This window comes from uncultured Tenacibaculum sp. (genome assembly GCF_947495995.1).
GTDB lineage: Bacteria > Bacteroidota > Bacteroidia > Flavobacteriales > Flavobacteriaceae > Polaribacter.
In genome coordinates, this window is record NZ_CANMAX010000001.1 from 78238 (window position 1) to 96799 (window position 18562).

The 18562-nt window shown below is 31.1% G+C and carries 9 protein-coding genes and 2 tRNA genes; 4 read left to right on the forward strand and 7 right to left on the reverse strand.

Annotation, left to right across the window (positions count from 1 at the left end; translation table 11 throughout):
• Positions 1-54 precede the first annotated feature (54 nt).
• The 6 genes from Q1A15_RS00385 to Q1A15_RS00410 all read right to left on the reverse strand — a co-directional run bounded on the left by Q1A15_RS00385 (position 55) and on the right by Q1A15_RS00410 (position 7677).
• Positions 55-2175, reverse strand: coding sequence for a peptidylprolyl isomerase (locus Q1A15_RS00385; RefSeq protein ID WP_299617247.1), 2121 nt, complete (start codon positions 2173-2175; stop codon positions 55-57).
• Between the two features lie 106 nt (positions 2176-2281).
• Entirely contained in the window at positions 2282-3574 is a 1293-nt protein-coding gene (locus tag Q1A15_RS00390; RefSeq protein ID WP_299617249.1) for a hemolysin family protein, read from the reverse strand.
• A 196-nt stretch (positions 3575-3770) separates the two neighbouring features.
• Positions 3771-4340 (reverse strand): LPS export ABC transporter periplasmic protein LptC, encoded by a 570-nt coding sequence (gene lptC, locus Q1A15_RS00395; protein WP_299617251.1) that lies wholly within the window; start codon positions 4338-4340, stop codon positions 3771-3773.
• The gene (locus Q1A15_RS00400; protein ID WP_299617253.1) at positions 4340-5653 is read right to left on the reverse strand and encodes a hypothetical protein; all 1314 of its coding nucleotides are present in this window, start codon (positions 5651-5653) and stop codon (positions 4340-4342) included. The genes lptC and Q1A15_RS00400 overlap by 1 nt, the downstream gene beginning before the upstream one ends.
• 13 nt (positions 5654-5666) lie before the next feature.
• A complete protein-coding gene (locus tag Q1A15_RS00405; RefSeq protein WP_299617255.1) occupies positions 5667-6953 on the reverse strand; it encodes a hypothetical protein in 1287 nt (428 codons plus the stop codon).
• Positions 6946-7677, reverse strand: a complete 732-nt coding sequence (locus Q1A15_RS00410) for a type III pantothenate kinase (RefSeq protein ID WP_299617256.1) — start codon at positions 7675-7677, stop codon at positions 6946-6948. Before Q1A15_RS00410 ends, Q1A15_RS00405 begins: the two co-directional genes overlap by 8 nt.
• 100 nt (positions 7678-7777) lie before the next feature.
• Here Q1A15_RS00410 and Q1A15_RS00415 point away from each other — a divergent pair.
• The 4 genes from Q1A15_RS00415 (at position 7778) to Q1A15_RS00430 (ending at position 11428) form a co-directional block, all read left to right on the forward strand.
• Positions 7778-7850 (forward strand) — tRNA-Phe (locus Q1A15_RS00415).
• A gap of 304 nt (positions 7851-8154) precedes the next feature.
• Positions 8155-8227 (forward strand) — tRNA-Phe (locus Q1A15_RS00420).
• A gap of 308 nt (positions 8228-8535) precedes the next feature.
• On the forward strand, positions 8536-9951 hold the full coding sequence (locus Q1A15_RS00425; RefSeq protein WP_299617257.1) for a lamin tail domain-containing protein: 1416 nt from the start codon (positions 8536-8538) through the stop codon (positions 9949-9951).
• Positions 9952-10039: 88 nt separating this feature from the next.
• On the forward strand, positions 10040-11428 hold the full coding sequence (locus Q1A15_RS00430; RefSeq protein ID WP_299617258.1) for a hypothetical protein: 1389 nt from the start codon (positions 10040-10042) through the stop codon (positions 11426-11428).
• 79 nt (positions 11429-11507) lie between these two features.
• Here the strand turns inward: Q1A15_RS00430 and Q1A15_RS00435 are convergent, their stop codons facing one another.
• A complete protein-coding gene (locus Q1A15_RS00435) occupies positions 11508-18551 on the reverse strand; it encodes a M60 family peptidase N-terminal accessory domain-containing protein (protein ID WP_299617259.1) in 7044 nt (2347 codons plus the stop codon).
• Positions 18552-18562 lie beyond the last annotated feature (11 nt).

The window sequence follows — 18562 nt, forward strand, 5'->3', positions numbered from 1 at the left end:
AAAAAAGCCGAGATATTACTAACTCGGCTTTTTCTTGTTTATAAAATAAATTTCTTATTGCTGTGCTTGACCAACACCGTAATATGTTTTACCTACATTATTATCAATATCTGAAGCTTTTTTAACAGCTTGATACATATTGTAAGTTTGATTCTTTCTTTGATTAGCTAAACGCTTTCTGTAAGTATCGTAGTTTGGTAAATCTGCTGGTAATTCTCTCTTTGTAATTACAAAAGCATACACACCTCTATCTCCTACTACTTTATTCTTTACTTCGTTTTCTTTAGCACTTAACATTGCTCCAACAACCTTAGGCTCAAATCCGATTCCTGTAATAGTTGGCGATTTTAATGTGATATCACTGAATTTTCTTACAGATTGCTTAGTTGCAGTAGCGATATCAGTTAATGTAGTTCCCTGTAACTTTGCACTTAAAATTTCAGCTTTCTTTTCATTTGTTAAGATTGGACGAACTCTAGAAATTGCGTTATCAACAGACATTAAACCTTTTTCAGTAACTCCTGTTAAAGTAGCTACTACATAACCACCATCGATATCAAAACGCTTGTAGTCTCCGATTTCTAAATCCTTACTAAAAGCCCAAGTGATGATTTGTCTTTCTGCACCTAAAGTACCAACATTTTCATCTAATTCTTTTAATCCCATAGCCGGAGAAACTGTTAAACTTTTCTCTTTAGCTAAAGCGTCAATTTTTCCTCCTGCAGAAATAGCTTGAGCAAAAGTTTCTGCATTTTGGTAAATATTATTTTCCGTTTCTTCTGAAGCTTCAATCTTACGAGCATATGTTGCTAATTTGATAGCTTTTTGGAAGTTCTTTTGATCTTGGATTTCAATTACGTGGAAACCAAACATAGTTTTCACAACTCCAACATCTCCTTTTTTGTTATTGAAAGAGTAGTCTCTAAACTCAGGCACCATTCTGTTGTAAGAGAACCAATCTAAATCTCCTCCTTTATCTGCATTAGATTTATCTTGAGAAAATTCTTTAGCTAAATCAGCAAACTTTGAATTGTTCTTCTTTACAATGTCAGCAATACTATCTGCTTTAGCTTTAGCTTGGTCTTCTGTTTCCTTAGTTTCTGGAGTTGCAGAATTTGAACCAATAAAAGGAATTAAGATGTGCCTCGCTTTTACCGAATCAGGAATCTCTAAAACTTCAGTAATCTTAGATAATTTGAAAAACTCTTGATCTTTATAAGGACCAAAAACATCTCCTACATTTCCGTTGAATAAAGTATCAGCAATTACTTGAGGAACTTGTCCTTTAAATTGGATATTATCGTTTAACGGTAAATCTGATTTATTATACTCTAAGAAATCAACGTAGTCTGCTGTGTTCTTAAGACCTTTATCATTTCCGTTATCGTTGATTAATTTTGCTACTTCAGCTTTGATACTATTTTCATCTTCAGGAGTTGCTTTAATTTCGAATTTCACAAAACTAATATCTCTAGAAGCTTCAACTTCAAATTCTGAAGCATGAGCATCAACATATTTCTTTACATCACCTTTAGTAATTTGAACTAAAGAATCTGCTACACTAGTAAATGGTAAATACACTAAATCACCACTCATTTTTGTATTTTCACTAAAATACTCAGCTTTACCTTCTTCTAATGAAGCACCTAAACCAGCAGCTACTAAGTTATCGTAAGTTGTTTTTTGTAAAGCACTCTTTACATTGCTCATGTACTCTCCCCATGCTTTCCATTGCTCACCATCTTCAGCTCTAATTGTCGCTAAAAACTCTTTGAACTTTTCTTTATCAAAAACTCCTGAAGTTTGATATCTAGGATCATTTTTGATGAACTCTTTCTCGTAAAGATCATTTAAAATATCAGCCTCTCCAACAGTAATTCCTGCTTCTTCTAATTGGCTATCGTATATTTTTTGACGTACTAAGTTTTCCCAAACATTCTTTGCAGATTGCATTTCAGAAACTCTATTTCCAGTTTGAGTTCTGTAATTGTCTAAAGCTTGTGCAAACTCTTGACGAGAAATTGATTCTCCGTTAACCTCTCCTACCTCATTAATTTTACTTGAGTTAAAAAAGTCTGATAATGTAGATGGATCTAATACAAAAGCAAATAATGCTAAACCTATTACAAGAATTAAGAACAATGAACGCTCTCTAATTTTCGATAAAACTGCCATTTTATGTTTATTTTATATACAGTGTGCGAAAATACAATTTCACATTTAATAATGCAATGTTTTTAATGGTTTTAGCTGTAGAAATTCAATGATCTTTTTGATCTATTTAACTTTCTTTATTTAACACTTTGAAGTTAATTGTGTCAATTTTTGTAGAACTTACTTTTGAAATTATAATTTGGAAGTTTTCAATTAATAATTCTTCGTCTTGTTCTGGTATTGTTTCTGTGTGGTTAATTATAAAACCACCTAAAGTTTCGTAAGCCTCCTCTTTAGGAATATCTAAATTATATTCTTCATTTAAATAATCTACTTCTAATCGTGCTGAGAAATTAAATTCATGATCATTTATTTTCTCTTCTAAAAGTACTTGATTATCATGTTCATCTTCTATTTCTCCGAATAATTCTTCAACAATATCTTCTACTGTGATAATACCTGAAGTTCCACCATATTCATCGACAACAACTGCTATACTTTTTCGTTTTTTAATTAACACATTAAGTACATCGTTAATAATCATCGATTCTGGCACAAACTCAACAGGTAATAAAATAGATTTTATCGATCTTGGTCTTTTAAACAATTCAAAAGCATTTACATAACCGATAATATCATCTAGCGAATTCTTGTAAACTAAGATTTTAGAATAACCTGTTTCTATAAAAGTATTCTTCAAATTAGTTACAGTTTCATGTAAATCGACGGCCATGATTTCGGTTCTAGGAACCATAATTTCTCTGGCTTTAACTTTATGAAAAACTAATGCATTTTGAAAAATCTGTATTTCAGAATCTAATTCTTCGTGTTCTTTTTTGGTTTCTAATTGCTCAGAGATGTAATTTCCAAGTTCTTCTTTGCTAAACTCTGTTTGAACTTCATCTTTTTCTGCTTTAAAGAAAACTCGAAGAAAGAAATCAGAAATTCTAGAAATTAATCCAGATAGAACATAAAATAAAATGTAAAAACCATAAGCAGGTAAAGCAAACAATTTTAAAGCTTCATTTGCATAAATTCTAAAAAGTGCTTTAGGTAAAAACTCAGCAGTGACTAAGATGATTAGAGTAGAAATTACTGTTTGAGTTAATAATTCTAAATCTTTAAATAATGTATTGACGATAAGAAAATCTGAAGGAAGAAAGTTTTGAAACCACCTCATTAACAACTCTCCCATAAAATAACTGTAAATTACCAATGCTATATTATTACCAACTAGCATTGAAGTAATAAATCTAGAAGAATTTGCAGTTATTTTTGAAAGGATTTTAGATAATAATCCTTCACCTTTTTTTTCTAATTCGATATGTAATTTATTAGCCGAAACAAAGGCTATTTCCATACCCGAAAAAAAGGCTGAAAAGAATATTGATCCAAATATGATTAAAATTTCATAACTCATTTTTGCTGATTATTCCTCTCTTCTATTTTTTTTCTAAAATTACGTTTAAATAAAAAAATGAGAGTTATAAAAATAGCAAAACCAAACATAAAATATGCTTGTTCTCTATTAGAATTCCACTTTAAAATTCCTTCTACTAAAAAAATGATCCCAACAACTAAATAACCGTATTGGGTATATTTCCATATTTTGTTCATTATAATTCCTCTTTTTGAACCTCTACTTGTCCTGTTATATCTTTAAGTAACCATCCTGATAAATCTTGCTTTGATTCAAAACCAAAACCATTGATTGTATCTTTAATACTAGTTACTCTAAAACCATCTTCGGTAAAGAAATACTTCTCTCTTTGATCCCAAAACAATTGATTTGTTTCTAATCTTCTTTGGTTCGTATGATTAAGTACTACAACATTTCCTTTTATTTCAGAAACTCTAGTTGAAGTGTAAGTTAATGCATAATTACCAGTAATTGTAGTAGAATCTTTACCTTCATTTTCATAGGTAACAATTTTAATTCCGTTAGGGAATTCATTGTATGCATGACCTTTATTCGTAAAGTCTTTTAAGATTGGAGTTATTAACTTAGAAGTTACTTTTCCTGAATCTTTATACACATGAAAAACATCTTTTCCGGTAGCAATTGGTAAGTTTTTGTCCGCTAAAAAATCTCTTACTTTTTTAGTATCGTTGGTACACGAAAAAAACATTGCCACCATAAAAATGGCAGCAATGCTTTGAAATATATTTTTATATAAAGTTCTCATTAGTTATTTGGTACGCGAACTGATTCACCAATCCAACACTTAACTCTGAAAGAACTTCCTGGTGCAACACCTTTTTGGAAAATTTCTTTTTTAGAAGGAACATTTTTCTTGTAACTTCTAATATATCTTCCTGCTCCAGAACCTGGATCAACTCTTTGCGCCTTCATTGCTTTGTTTAATGCAGCAACATAAGTCATTTTCTTTTCGAATACATCAGTACCACAAGAGTTTGCACTCTTAGCATATAAACTTGCGATGAATAAATATGCTTTACCCATGTTAGGGTTATACTTTAATGCTTCGTAAGCTAAAGCTCTAGCTCTAGATTTATTACGAGTACCTTGAGCTTCTCTTAACTTTAATCTTCCTTTCTTGATTGGATCTGTTTCTAAATCGAAAGCTTTCTTTCTCATTGCAGCAGCTCCTTTAGCATCTCCATTTTTCTCTAATACACCAGCAGCAAAGTTTAATGCATCTGCAGATTGAGTAACATCAGCATAAGAAGTAACTAATTTTTCAAATAATGGATCTTCTTGACATCCTTTATTGTACATTCTCGATACCGCTCTCTTTAACCAAACACCGTTTGCTTTATTCGCTTCATAATCTCTAGTGTAGATTGGAATTAATCTTTCACATGTAGCTAATTTAGAAATTGCAGCATCTAATCCTCCTTCAACTTGACCTAAAGCCTTCGAGTTTGTTGTATATATCTTTAATTTTTTCTTTTGCTTTGCATCTAAAGTTCCTAAAGAATCACCTTCTAATAATGGCTTTAACTTCTTGTTGTAGTCATCTAATTTCTCTCCAACAGATTCCATTACATCATCATACGTATCAAAAACCTTTTGTGGATTTGCATCTTTGTATTTTTTAACAATACCGTTAAAATATCTAAAGATATTTTTCACCCCCATGTCTTTAGGAGAAATCTTGTATGCCTTTTCTAAGATGTTGAAAATCTCATCATCTGTTCCTAAATTATTTTTAATTAAAAAGGTAGCATAATCATTGTGTGCTTTTGCTACTCCTTTCTTAGGGAAATTAGCTAACCTACCATCGTAAACTTTCTTTGCTAAAGTAGCATCTTTAGTTTTATCTGCAATCTTAGCTCCATACTTATAAATATTTACAGAAAGCGTTGCACAGTTCGTCATTAACCAATCTAAATCTGGCTTAGCTTGCTCATATTTTTTAGTTGTATAGTTTCCTTTAAACAAGTTGTACTTTATAGTACAATCTTGATTTCCTTGTGCTTTTACTCCTATAGTTAATAGGAATAATCCTGTGAATAAATACGTAATTTTTTTCATAATTATCGTTTAATTAATCTATTTGTCTCTTCTTTAACCAATTGTTACTATTCAATGAAAGACTCAATCTTACATTAAAATAACTCTCTTTTATAAGGTTATTTGCTGTTACTCCTTTTTGTCCATACTCAAATCCAAGATTTAAACTGGATAATTGTTTTGGTAATGGTAAACCAAAACCAACATTTATGCCAAAATCGGTTATTGAAGTAAAATTATTTCCTGTTCCTGTTCCATCTACCAATAAACCAGTGTCTTCAAAACGCAAACCAGCCCTATAAGTAATTCTATCCCAATAACTTGAAATCGAATTAATCTTTGGTATATAAAATCCTCCTAATGATAATCTATTTGATGATTCAAATCTGTATGAAGTTCCTTGGATTAAATCTCCTTGGTTTGAAAATGCTCCTTGAGTTTCGTAGTCGATACCAGCAAACCATTTATTTTCTTTACCTACTCCAACACCAATGATTGTTTTTAAAGGCACAGATAATTTACCAGTAATTCCTCTGTCGTATAAAGTATCTCTTGGCACTTCTCTACCACTAGATGCAAAAGAAAAAGAGAAAATACGCTCTCTACCAGATAAAGTGAAGTCATTTTCTAATTGAACTGCTGCTCCAGAAATAACATCTAAATCTTTATATTTAAATTTATATTGAGCACCTAATTTTAACTGACTTCCTCTTACAGTTGCATTTCTTTCGTATTTTGTTGCTAAAGCAACACCTGCTCTTTGGTTGATTGTGTTATTATCGATGTTTCCGAAAATAAAAGCAGCTTCTAATCCTAAAGCCAAACCTTTATAAACATTAACACCAAAACCTCCGAAAAGCCTGTTTGTTCCTCCTGAACCACTAAATCTTGTAGCTTCAGTTATATTATCGTCAGCGTCTAAGATATTTGTAAGTAAAGCATATCCTACATTAGAAACTGGTTGTAGACCAGCCATAAAACCTGCTTTTTTTCCGATTGGAATACCAAGTGCTATATATCGTAAACTTGTAGTATTATTCGTTTCGCTTGCTGTTTCGGTACTTACATTTAAAAGAGAAAGCTCTCCTCCGATACCGTAAGTTGCGAATCTTAAATCAGCAGTTGCTGCTGGATTTATAAAATTTAAGTGATAAATGTCTTTTTGTGCAACACCTATTCCTCCCATTGAAGCTTGCTCAATTGTTCCTCTTCCTACTTCTTCACCTATTCCGAAAAAAGAATAAGGAGATGAACTGTTCCTTTGCCCTGTTATCTTTATTGAAATTAGTACTAATACTACAATAAAAAATCGCTTAATCATTCGCTCTGTTATAAGTCAATATTTGATATAATCCCTCCAAAACCAAATTTGGATTGGCAAATATGTCATTTTTTAATTGTATAGCCAAAAATTTTGTGTCTCCTCCTGTTAAAAGTACTGTTAAATGTTGATATTTATCTATATACTGTGTAATGACACCATCTATTTCTCTACATAGACCGTTTACCACCCCTGAATGTATAGACTCTTGTGTATTCTTTCCAATAAAATCTTGAGGTACTTTGGAATTTAATAGCGGAAGTTTTGAGGTGTAATTATTTAACGATTGATATCTCATTTTTAATCCTGGAGAAATTGCCCCGCCTAAATATTCATTGTTTTCATTTACAAAATCGAATGTAATACATGTCCCTGCATCTATAAGTAAAATATTTTTATTCGGATATTTATTACTTGCATATGCAGCCAAAGCAATTCGATCTACACCTAAGGTTTTTGGTGTACCATATTTATTTAAAAAAGGAACACTTGTTTCATTATCTAACTCAATTAGATTTAAAATTTCGTGTAGTTTTTCTAACTTTTCATCACTCAATTTTGCTACTGCAGATATTATTGCGTCTTGAATTGGATATTTTTTTGAAATTTTTTTGACTTCAGCTAAAATTTCTTCTTTATCAAAAATAAAAAGTTCTATTACGCTATCTTTTTCAAAAACAGCTGCTTTTACTCTAGTATTACCAACATCGATAATTAAATCCATCCTTAAATTTTATAGTGGCAACAAATTTATAATAGAAATTTTACATTTTTATTTGGCTCAATTCAAAAAACTGTTATATATTTGCATCCGCTAACAAGCTGGTACCTTAGCTCAGTTGGTAGAGCAAAGGACTGAAAATCCTTGTGTCCCTGGTTCGATTCCTGGAGGTACCACTCAAAAGCCCTGATTATTTCAGGGCTTTTTTTATTTTAATACACTTCTTCTAAAATAAATTATCATTACCTCTTATTTATACCGATAGTTTTCTAAATAATGAGAAACTTTAATTATTTTCTTTTCTAATTCTGAATTCAAAAAATCTTTAAACTTTTTTCTAATTAAAAAAACTCGAAAGTTTTCAATAATAGCATATTAGGAGAATGTATTTTTATTACAATAAACAAAGAGCAATAAAATTTAAATTTATTGTGTAGTTATTAAGTTAAAAATTATATATTCGCACCCGCTAATAAGCATGGTACCTTAGCTCAGTTGGTAGAGCAAAGGACTGAAAATCCTTGTGTCCCTGGTTCGATTCCTGGAGGTACCACTCAAAAAGCTCTGATTATTTCAGAGCTTTTTTGTTTTAACAATCTTCTAAACCTCAACTTATTCCTACTTTTTATTAAATCAATAGGAATAAGATTTATTTCGTGCTTCCTGAAAGAACACCCATACCTAAATAACTTACAATCAAAGACTTTGTTGATTTTTATTTGGATTATCATTTTAGTTTTATAATGAAGTTAATCACCAAAACTTAATTGAGTAGCTACCTTTTTACACCTTTTTAACTTTAGGCAGTATCCGAAAAGCCTATACAATAGAGTAGGAAACCTTTTATAAATCATTCAAATTATGAGCGCAGTAGCAGAATTACCAACGGTACAAGCTGAAGCTATTATTGCAGAATTACGTTCTCAAGCATCAAAACTATTAGGAACAGCACTAGGAAGCAAAGAATTATCTGAATTTGCAACAGGTGGAGAAGGAAACTTCCCTTATTATTGGCAAAACCCAAATAACTTACAATTCAATTTAAAAACATTAAAATGGATTAACAGCCTTTTAGCTCCAGATCAAGTTCCTTATGAATTTGCTCCAGGAAGCACTTTTACAAATCAATTTATCAAAGCTTTAGCTGCTATTTCTTATAGTCTTTCGAAAGCAGACCAAACTGTTTTAAATGATGCTAATTCTAATGCAGTAGATCAACAAGGTGCTTTATTAAGACAATGGAATGAAATCTACGGACTTCCTTCTGGAAACCATCCTATAGACGAAATTATGTCTACTATTTGTAACGAGTGGGCTTCTGAACCACCAGTAACATTAATGGATATTCAGAGTGCAACTAACTTAAATCAATTATTAGGAAACACTCCCGCTTCTGGAAAACCTATTCTTCCTTTATTAGCTAATTATTTAAATGCGCTTGGAAGTGCAGTTTCTTTACAAAATGCAGTATCACTTAACAATGGATATTTAGCTAAAGCTTTAGACGCTGTACAAAATCCGTCTGCTAAAAATGGAGGATTAACTATTGGAAGTGAAACTTATCCTGCTTGGGAAGTGGCTACTCCAATTAGTGATATTATTAACAGTTTAAAAAGCTCAAATAAAATTGAACTTAATACTGAAGTAAGCAGATATGACGAAGAACAATTTACAGTTAGCGTTAGCGGTGGTACTGGTTTTAGAATTCCAATATTAAGTTTTTTCACTTTAGGTATTGGAGGAAATGCTAGTTATTTCCAAGATGAAATTGCAATTTCTGAAAATTCAATTTCTATTAATATGACTTATTCAGGACCAACATTGGTGCAATATGCTCCTTTGGCTTTTGAAAAGTCTACTAACAAAAACTGGTTCTTTATGGAACCAATCTTAGATGCAATTAAGAATAAAGATAATGATGTTTCTGGATTTAAGTTTTCTCCTAATCCACAAATTGACTTTGATAGAAATGGTGATTTCGGACTTACATCTGGAGTAGCTATAGCTAATTACCCTTCAATTGTAATAAAAGTTACCGGATCTAATTACGAACGTATTGAAAAGGAATTTAGACAAGAAACTAAAGTAAAAATGTCTTTCTTAGGTATTCCTTTAGGAAGTGCTAGTCAAAGTACTTACAAACATTCAGTAAAAGTAGATGCTTCTTCACAATCTGTTACTATAACATTAGATCCTCCTGCTGAATTAGTTGCAGGTACTAATGTAGATTCAATGGGATGGATTTTAGGAGCTATCACTGAATTCCCAGGTGCATAGTAACTCAATTGTTACCAATAAAAACTATTTAAATCAAATAAAAAACACCCTAATATTAAATCAATGTTAGGGTGTTACTTTCTCTATTATGACTAATGCTATCTTATTAAAAATATTTGAAAAAAGCTCTAATCAAATTGCTTTTAAAAAAGGAAGGTTACTATCAGATAAAAACAAGTTGCAACCTTTCAAAACTGGAGGTCTTGGAAACTTTCCATATTTTTGGGAAGATCCTAGCTCACTTGCTTTTAACATAAAAACATTCAACTGGATTAATGCCAATTTAAAACCTAATACGTTTCCGTACGAACAACAATTAGGATCAACTTTTACTAATGTTTTTATTGAATGTTTAGCTAATATTAGTTTTTCATTATCCAGTGATGATCAAAATAGACTCATAAAACTTAGTAATGATATAGAATTACTCCAGTTACAAATTGTTAAAACTTGGAACTCTATTTACTCACAAAACAATCCTAACGAATATTTCACTATTGATCAAATCTTCGATGTGATTCTTAATCAATGGGCATCTCCACCAGTTACTTTTATTCAGTTACAAAACTCAACAAAACCAGAAGATTTATTAACCAATGCTCCTATTGAAGCTAATGCTATTTTTCCTTGCTTAACAGATTATCTTTCTTTACTTAGAACAAGTAGTAAATTTATTAATCTGGTTTCTTTGAATGCCGGCATGCTTGAAGATGCTTTAAATGCAGTACAAGAACCAAGTCTTGTTAATGGAGCTATGAAAACCACAGATGGATTACGACCAATGTATACTTTTTCACCTTCTGTAAAAGAAATAGAGAGTAAACTAAATGACAGCTCAAAAAAAACAACACTAGAACTTGAAGTTATTAAAAATGAAAATGGAATATCTATCAATGTTGATAATAATGAGAATTTTAAAGGCCCTTTAGATGATGTTATTGATATTATTAAAGAAGGAAATAATTTTGAAGACTTATTGAATATAGCTCAAGGAAAACTTAAAGTTACAGCCATATTTAATGGACTCTGTAATGTTTACTTTCAACCTAAAGAGTTTAACAAATCTAAGTTTTGGTACTGGATGGAACCTATTCTTAAAAGCATTGAAAACAAAAGAACGGATCATACTGGATATCATTTTTTTCCTACACCAAACATTAACTTCAATGATGATGGTCCATTCGGACATATCACTGGCGCTATGATTTCTAAACTTCCTAATTTTATAATTGATTTAACTGTAGAGAATCTAAACGACGTAGATGCTTTTTTGCAAACATGGAATATTGTAAAAGTCTATTTTTTAAATCAAATAATTGCAGAAGAATATAAAGTTGAGCAAGATACATTACAGCTTATGGGTAAAAATACAAACGCCATTAGTTTAACACTAACACCATCAGAAAAAACAACTTCAGAAAGAACAGCTTACGTACAAGGTGTTTATGTTAATTACCCCGCTAATCAAAATAATTAAATAAAAAAACCGAGATATAAAATCTCGGTCTTAAGTAGTAATACAGGCAATCCCTGTATGAAACATATACACTCTCAATTTAAAACTGTTGTCCTTTTCCTGAATTCGGATTTAATAAATTATTGATATCTGAGTTTTGAATTTGTCCGTTCATATCTATATCAGCTTTATTATAACCTGAACCTCCTAATAAAGAAATAACTGCATTTATATCTGTATTTTGAACCTGCCCATTTTCATCATAATCACCTGCAACTAGAGCATACAATCCGTTTTTGAGTATAACTACAGCATTTGTTCCTCCATTAATACTATTTGCATCATTACTTAAGTCTAATTTATTAGGTGTAACCGATAATGTAATAGGATTTGCCGTTATTATTCCTAAATGATTTCTATGATTTACTGCTACATAATAATCGCCAGCAGCAACATTAAAAAACAAACTTCGTTCTTTACCATTTACCATTTCTACTATATCTCCATCTCTTTGTAAAACAGCAGATTTTCCTTTTATTACTGTATTAACATCTGAAGCATCTCTTAACTCTACCCAAACCCAATCTACAATTGCATTATCTCCAGCAACATCAAAAACTGAAGCATCATAAATTACTGCGTCTTCATACGGACTTGTATTTGGTAAATGTCCTCCTACTCTTAAATCGTCTCGCATTAAACTTTCTTCTCCTGTATTTGGATTTATTGCTGTTCCTTGTAGAAAAACTTTAGATTCTACTGTTGTTTTATCGCAATACAAACCAGCTAAATAATCTATTTGTGCTAAAATTTGACCTGAAATATCTTCAGTTTCCCAATTGTCATAGATATCTGTCAATCGATCAAAATGATTTGAATTTGTAGTCGCAATTAAAGCATCGTGCCAAGTTTTATATTCTGCTTGTGTACGTGGAATTAAACGTCGATAATATTCTAAACGATCGCAAAACTCTGAACTTGGAGCAAAATCATCAAACTCTTCTCTTAATTCTTCTTCAGGAATATATCCCCAAAAATGCAATAACGGAGTTAAATTGATTCCTGTTGCTTCTGTAGCTGCTCTAATCAATTCCTCTCTTGTTATAGAACCAGGATTAGAAGGATCATTACTATCATTTTTTGCCCATTCATCATAAAATACTTTTTGAATCTCTCCTAAAGTTTCATAATCGTATAATGAAGCAATTTCATGCCATTTCATTGCTCCTCTAATTTGATATGATATTTCATCACACACAGTTGAATCTAACGTTGGATCACATTTCATAGGTTGATTATTCCTAAAATTATAAGCCGTCATCCAATACATCGCTGCTAAATCACGATCATGCTTCTGATTATCTAGAATTAACAATACCTCATCAATATCAAATCCTAAAGCTGAAACTAACATGGGAGCGCCACATAATTGAATTATTGCTTCCGATTCTCCTGGTGGCTCTGGCAATAACATAGTATGACCCATTTCATGAAAAATTGTAGAAGGATAATTTGTGATATAATCTTCATCCATTACTCGCAATGGATTCCATGTTAAATCTCGTGTTGTTCCTTGGTAAGATTCAAACTCAATATCAGAAGGATATCCTGCAGCATTATTTATACCTCCACAATCTACCAACCAATATTCCGGCCTAATTTTATCAACTGGTCTTCCTGCCGCAGTTGAAAAAGCATCCCACATAGAATTCCATGTATTCATTATCTCAGTTGGATCAGCAACATCAACTAAATCTCTGGGAATTAAAAACATCATTCTATCAGATTCCATATCAACCCAATTCACATAAGCATTCGCCATGTCGTTTTGAAACTCTGCTAGATTAGTTGATTGGCCTGTTACCATTCTAAAATAAGGAGACTTTACCGCTCCATTAAATGTAAAATCTACCCAACCAAAATTAACTTCCGCAGGAACTTTGATGTAGATAACTCCTCCTAAAGGATTTCCTACTTTGGTAGTTTCTGAAGTAATCTCAAATTTAGTACTAATTCTATAGTATCTATTAATTTTTGAAACACTATATAAATCTCTAGATGGCGCACCAACTATAACTTCAAATCTTTGTCCAACAATAGAAGATGGTACTGTAACTGTTACTAATTCACCGGGAGCAGCATAATATCCTGTTGGTCGATATACTCCTTTGTCTTGCCCCATTAACTCATAACCTGGATCCAGTTGATAGGTGGAATTTATAGGGATTATACCATCTGTTACTCGAGGAGCTCCATCAGCAACTGGACCAGGATAAATTTCTGAAAACTCAAATTTTGTTCCGATAACATTATCAATATTATCAGGAGTAAAGGCATTATCAATAATATCTTGTTGTAGGAAGAATGCTATTATTTGCTCTGATGATAAATCAAACACGTTTACCTTAGTTCTATCTTGAAATAAAGGATCAAAATTATCTTCAAAAGCAGTTAAATAATTATCCACTTCTGTTCTAGCATTCATATAATTGTAACGAAGGTTTGACAAAATATCAAACTCATAATCTTTAGTTTGCTCGGAAGTAAGTGTAATATTACCTAAAATGTGATCTGTCATTTGTGTCAGAGCACTCTCTAATAGATCTACATCGCTAGGTTTTGCAGGAATATGTATACTAAAATCATCGATAACAACAGTAGATACTAGATTCCCTATTTTACTATAAAAATCACCTAAATACACTGGTGTATCTTGTATTTGATTGATTAGAAAATCTAAATCATAAACATATCTAAAAGCCCCGTAATTAAAGTAATTATTAGCGTACAAATACCATTCTCTCTGAGATCTATCTATTATTAATCTTGTATGAACTTCTTCTCCTATTGCAAACGTTCCTAGATTGATACCTTCTCCTCCACCACCTAAAGAATCCTCGTCATTCCAATACAATCCTAACGTAAATTCTGATGCACTTGTAGCTTCTGCCCACAAAGTAAATCCAGCAGCATTTAGAGCTTCATAACGTTTTAGTGTAAATAAATTTTTCCTTCCATCCTCAGCTCCTAAGTCTGTACATATAAAATTCATCTCAAATTCTACCGAATCATCTGTGAATAAAAACGGAGTTATGTCTGCTGGTAATTGCACTCCTTCATTTGGTTTAGATTGTATACCCATACCAGAAGAAGTTGCCAAATACGATGCATTAGTCTCTAAGGCTACAGCTTGTTCAAAAACATAACTTGCTGTGTAACTACCAGTGGAATCTTCTAAATTACTAGCAAAATTATAGTGTGCGAACGTACAATAAGTATCTGAATATTGTGTTTGCACGTCTTTATTCGTCCAACTTGTTGTTGCAGCTGCATCTTCAACTAATACGCAAGTAAGATTCGAATTATTAGTGATATTTATAGCTGAGATTGCAGCGTTATTCCCATTTTTTAAATTTAGAAAAGATAAATTATTATCATTCGCAAGAATGGTTGTTAACGATACATTTGAAGTTAAATCTAATGCTCTTAATTCGTTATTATTACAAACCAATGTTGTTAATCCTGAATTTTCTCCAACAGACAACATCTTTAAACTTAAACTGTTTACATCCAAACTTATTAAATTATTGTTTGAAACATCTAATTTCTCTAACGATTTAAAATCTTCAATTCCTGTTAAATCAGAAATTCCTTTACCACTTACATCTAATTCTGTTATACCTTTTATCAAGTCTGTAGGAACTTGTCCATCACTTGAAGCATCATCATAACCTAAGCTTTCTAAATAATTTTCAAAAGCAATATTTGGAACGGCCGTGTAATTACAATATGAAGTATTTGTAAAATCAGTTTGACTATCTATAGTTATCCAATTGTTAGAAGAATAAGTTGTATCATCAACTAAAACACAAAAAAGATTATCATTAGAAGTTGTATCAAACTCCAAAATGTTTGTGTTATTTCCATTTCTAATATTTAAACTTTCTAAATTGTTACCGCTAGCGTTGAGTTTAGTAATATTTGTATTTAAAGTTAAATCTAAAGCACTGATTTCATTTCCTGAGACATTCAACTCTTGTAAAGCAGTAAAATCAACAATACCTGTTAGATCAGAAATATCTCGGTTACTAACATCTAAAGAAACTAAAGTATTTATGCTATCTGTTGGAACTTTCCCATCTTCTTTAGCATCATCTAAACCAAGCTCAAATAAAGCAGTTTCAAAATTCGGATCTGGAATCAACGTATAACCACAATTAGTTTCACTAAAAACAGCATGCGCATCAATCCCGTTCCAATTGGCAGTTGAAAAAGCTGCATCATCTACGGTTATACATGTTAAATTATCATTTTTAATCGCGTTGAATTGACCGTGAACACTATTAGCTCCGTTTCTTAAACTTAAACTACGTAATTCATTAGAAGCACAATTTAAAGCAGATAACTTTGTGTTATAATCTAAATTTAATCCGACAATATCGTTACGAACACAATTTAGAGCAATCAACTTAGTATTGTATCGTAGATTTAAAACAGTTAAACTATTGTCTTTACACGATAAATCAACTAATTCAGCAAAATACTCTATTCCTGATAAATCTGAAATCCCTTTATTATTGATATTTAAATGAGTAATATTTTCAACAGAAGATAATAGAACTAATCCGTCTTGAACCGTATCGTAACCTTGAGCTATTAATTCATTTTCAAAATTTACATCTGGAATTTCTACATAACCACAGTCTAAATAATCTGAAACAAATGAAGCTGTACCGTCGATTTGAGTCCAATTTGAAGTAGCATAATCTGGATCATCAACAAAAACACAGGTTAAACTTGAGTTATTTGTGATATCGATTGTTGTAATGTTGGTATTATTGTCGTTTCTGATATCGAAAAATGAAAGCGAATTATTACTTGCATTTACAGCAGTTAAATTTTGCAACTCACTTAAATCTATTGATGAAATTGTATTGTTTGATACATTCAAAGTCGAAAGCAATTGAAAACCTTCAATTCCTGTAACATCAGTAATACTTTGATTAGAAATATTTAAACTCGTAACAACATCGATTAATTCTGTAGGAACTTGTCCATCTCCAGAAATATCATCATAACCTAAAGCTTCTAGTTCTGCTTCAAAATTCGAATCAGGAATAAGTGTGTATTTACAATATGAAGTTTCCGTAAATCCACCATCAGAATCAATGTTTGTCCAATTCGTTGTACTATAATCTTTATCATCTACAAACACACAAACATTAGCATTATTCGTAATATCAAAACCTGTAATATTTGTATTGACTCCGTTTCGAATATTTAGCTGAGTTAATAAATTTGAACTTAGATTTACTGAAGTAAGGTTTGTTAAACCACTTAAATCTAAAATATTTAACAAGTTGTTTGAAGCATTTAAAATTGATAATGCTTCGAAGTTTTCTATTCCACTTAAACTTGAAATATTTTGACCAGAAATATCTAAACTGGTTACACTTGTTATTAAATCTTCTGGAACTTGACCATCTCCAGAAATATCATCATAACCTAAAGCTTCTAATCTAGATTCAAAATTAGCATCGGGAATAGTAACGTAATCACAATATAGAGTTTCACTGAAATTTGTAATTCCGTTTTTGTTCGTCCAATTTGTATCTGAGTACGAAACACTGTCTACAGTAACACAAGACAACGAACTATTTGTAGAAGAATCGAACGTAGTAACATTTGTATTGTTTCCATTTCTAACATTTAAAAATGATAAATTATTAGAATCAACCCTGATAAAAGTTAACACTGAGTTCTGACTTAAATCTAATGATGTAATTGAATTAAACGAGACATTTATTCTATCTAAACTTGTTAGACTTGTACAATCTAAACTAGTTAAATTATTACTGTACGCCAATACATCTTCTAACTCGGAAAGACTACCTAAAGTTAGGCTTGTCATGTTGTTATTATTACACTTCAAGAACTTCAGGTTTGTATTTTGAGAAACATCTAAACTTGAAATACTGTTAGCATTACAGGTTAAATTCTCTAATGCTTTAAAATCTTCGATTCCACTTAAACTTGAAATAGATTGACTATTGACATCTAAATCAGTTACAATTTCAATTAATTCCGTAGGAACTTGTCCGTCTCCAGCAATATCATCATAGCCTAATGTATTTAAAGCACTTTCGAAATTAGCATCTGAAATGGTTGTATATCGACAATAAGAATTAAAACTAGTTGTATTATCAATATTAGTCCAGTTAGTTGTACTCCAAGTAGGATCATCAACTTCGATACAAGAGAGAGATGGATTTCCTGTAGCTATAAAATTACCATTTGTAATTATTGTATTGTTTCCATTCTTTAGATTCAAATAGGTTAGACTATTATTTTCACATTCTAATCTTTCTAAAGCTGGATTATTTGATACATCTAGTTCAGTAAAATTATTATCTCCAATTCTTAATTGCTTTAGTAATGATAAATTAGAAACATCTATTGAAGAAAAATTTACACGTTCTATAATTAACACCTCTAATTTTGTATTAGAAGCAACATCTAATCCATTTAAAGCTGTGTCTTGTAAATACAAAAAAGCTAACTCTGTATTATTTGAAATATCTAAACTTGTTAAACTAGAACAACCACGTAAATTCAGCGTACTTAGTAATATATTATTAGAAACATCAACAGTCGTGAATAAATTATCTCTTAAATTCATAAAAGTCAAATTCGGAATCTGACTTAAATCGATTGTTGTAAGTTGATTGTATCTTCCTTCTATTGAATCTAAGTTTGAATTTGATCCTAAGTTTAACGAAGCAACAGTATTGTTATCAAAATTTAACGTCTTAAGATTTATGTTTGAACTAACGTCTAAACTAGTTAATGAATTACTTTCACAGTTTAAATCTTCTAAAGCAGTAAACGCCGCTATTCCGGTTAAATCTGAAATTGAATTACTTGAAACATCTAAAGTTGTAACTGTATTAATATTCGCAATAGGAACTTGACCATCTCCAGGAATATCATCGTAACCTAAAGCATTTAAAGCTGATTCAAAATTTGCATCGGGAATAGCCACATACGTATTTGCTATTTCCTTTTTTGATGGTTTCTGTAATGTATTAAAGGCAAATAATCCAAATAATGTTATTACAGAAGAAAGAATAAATGTTCTTCTCATCTTAAAAAATT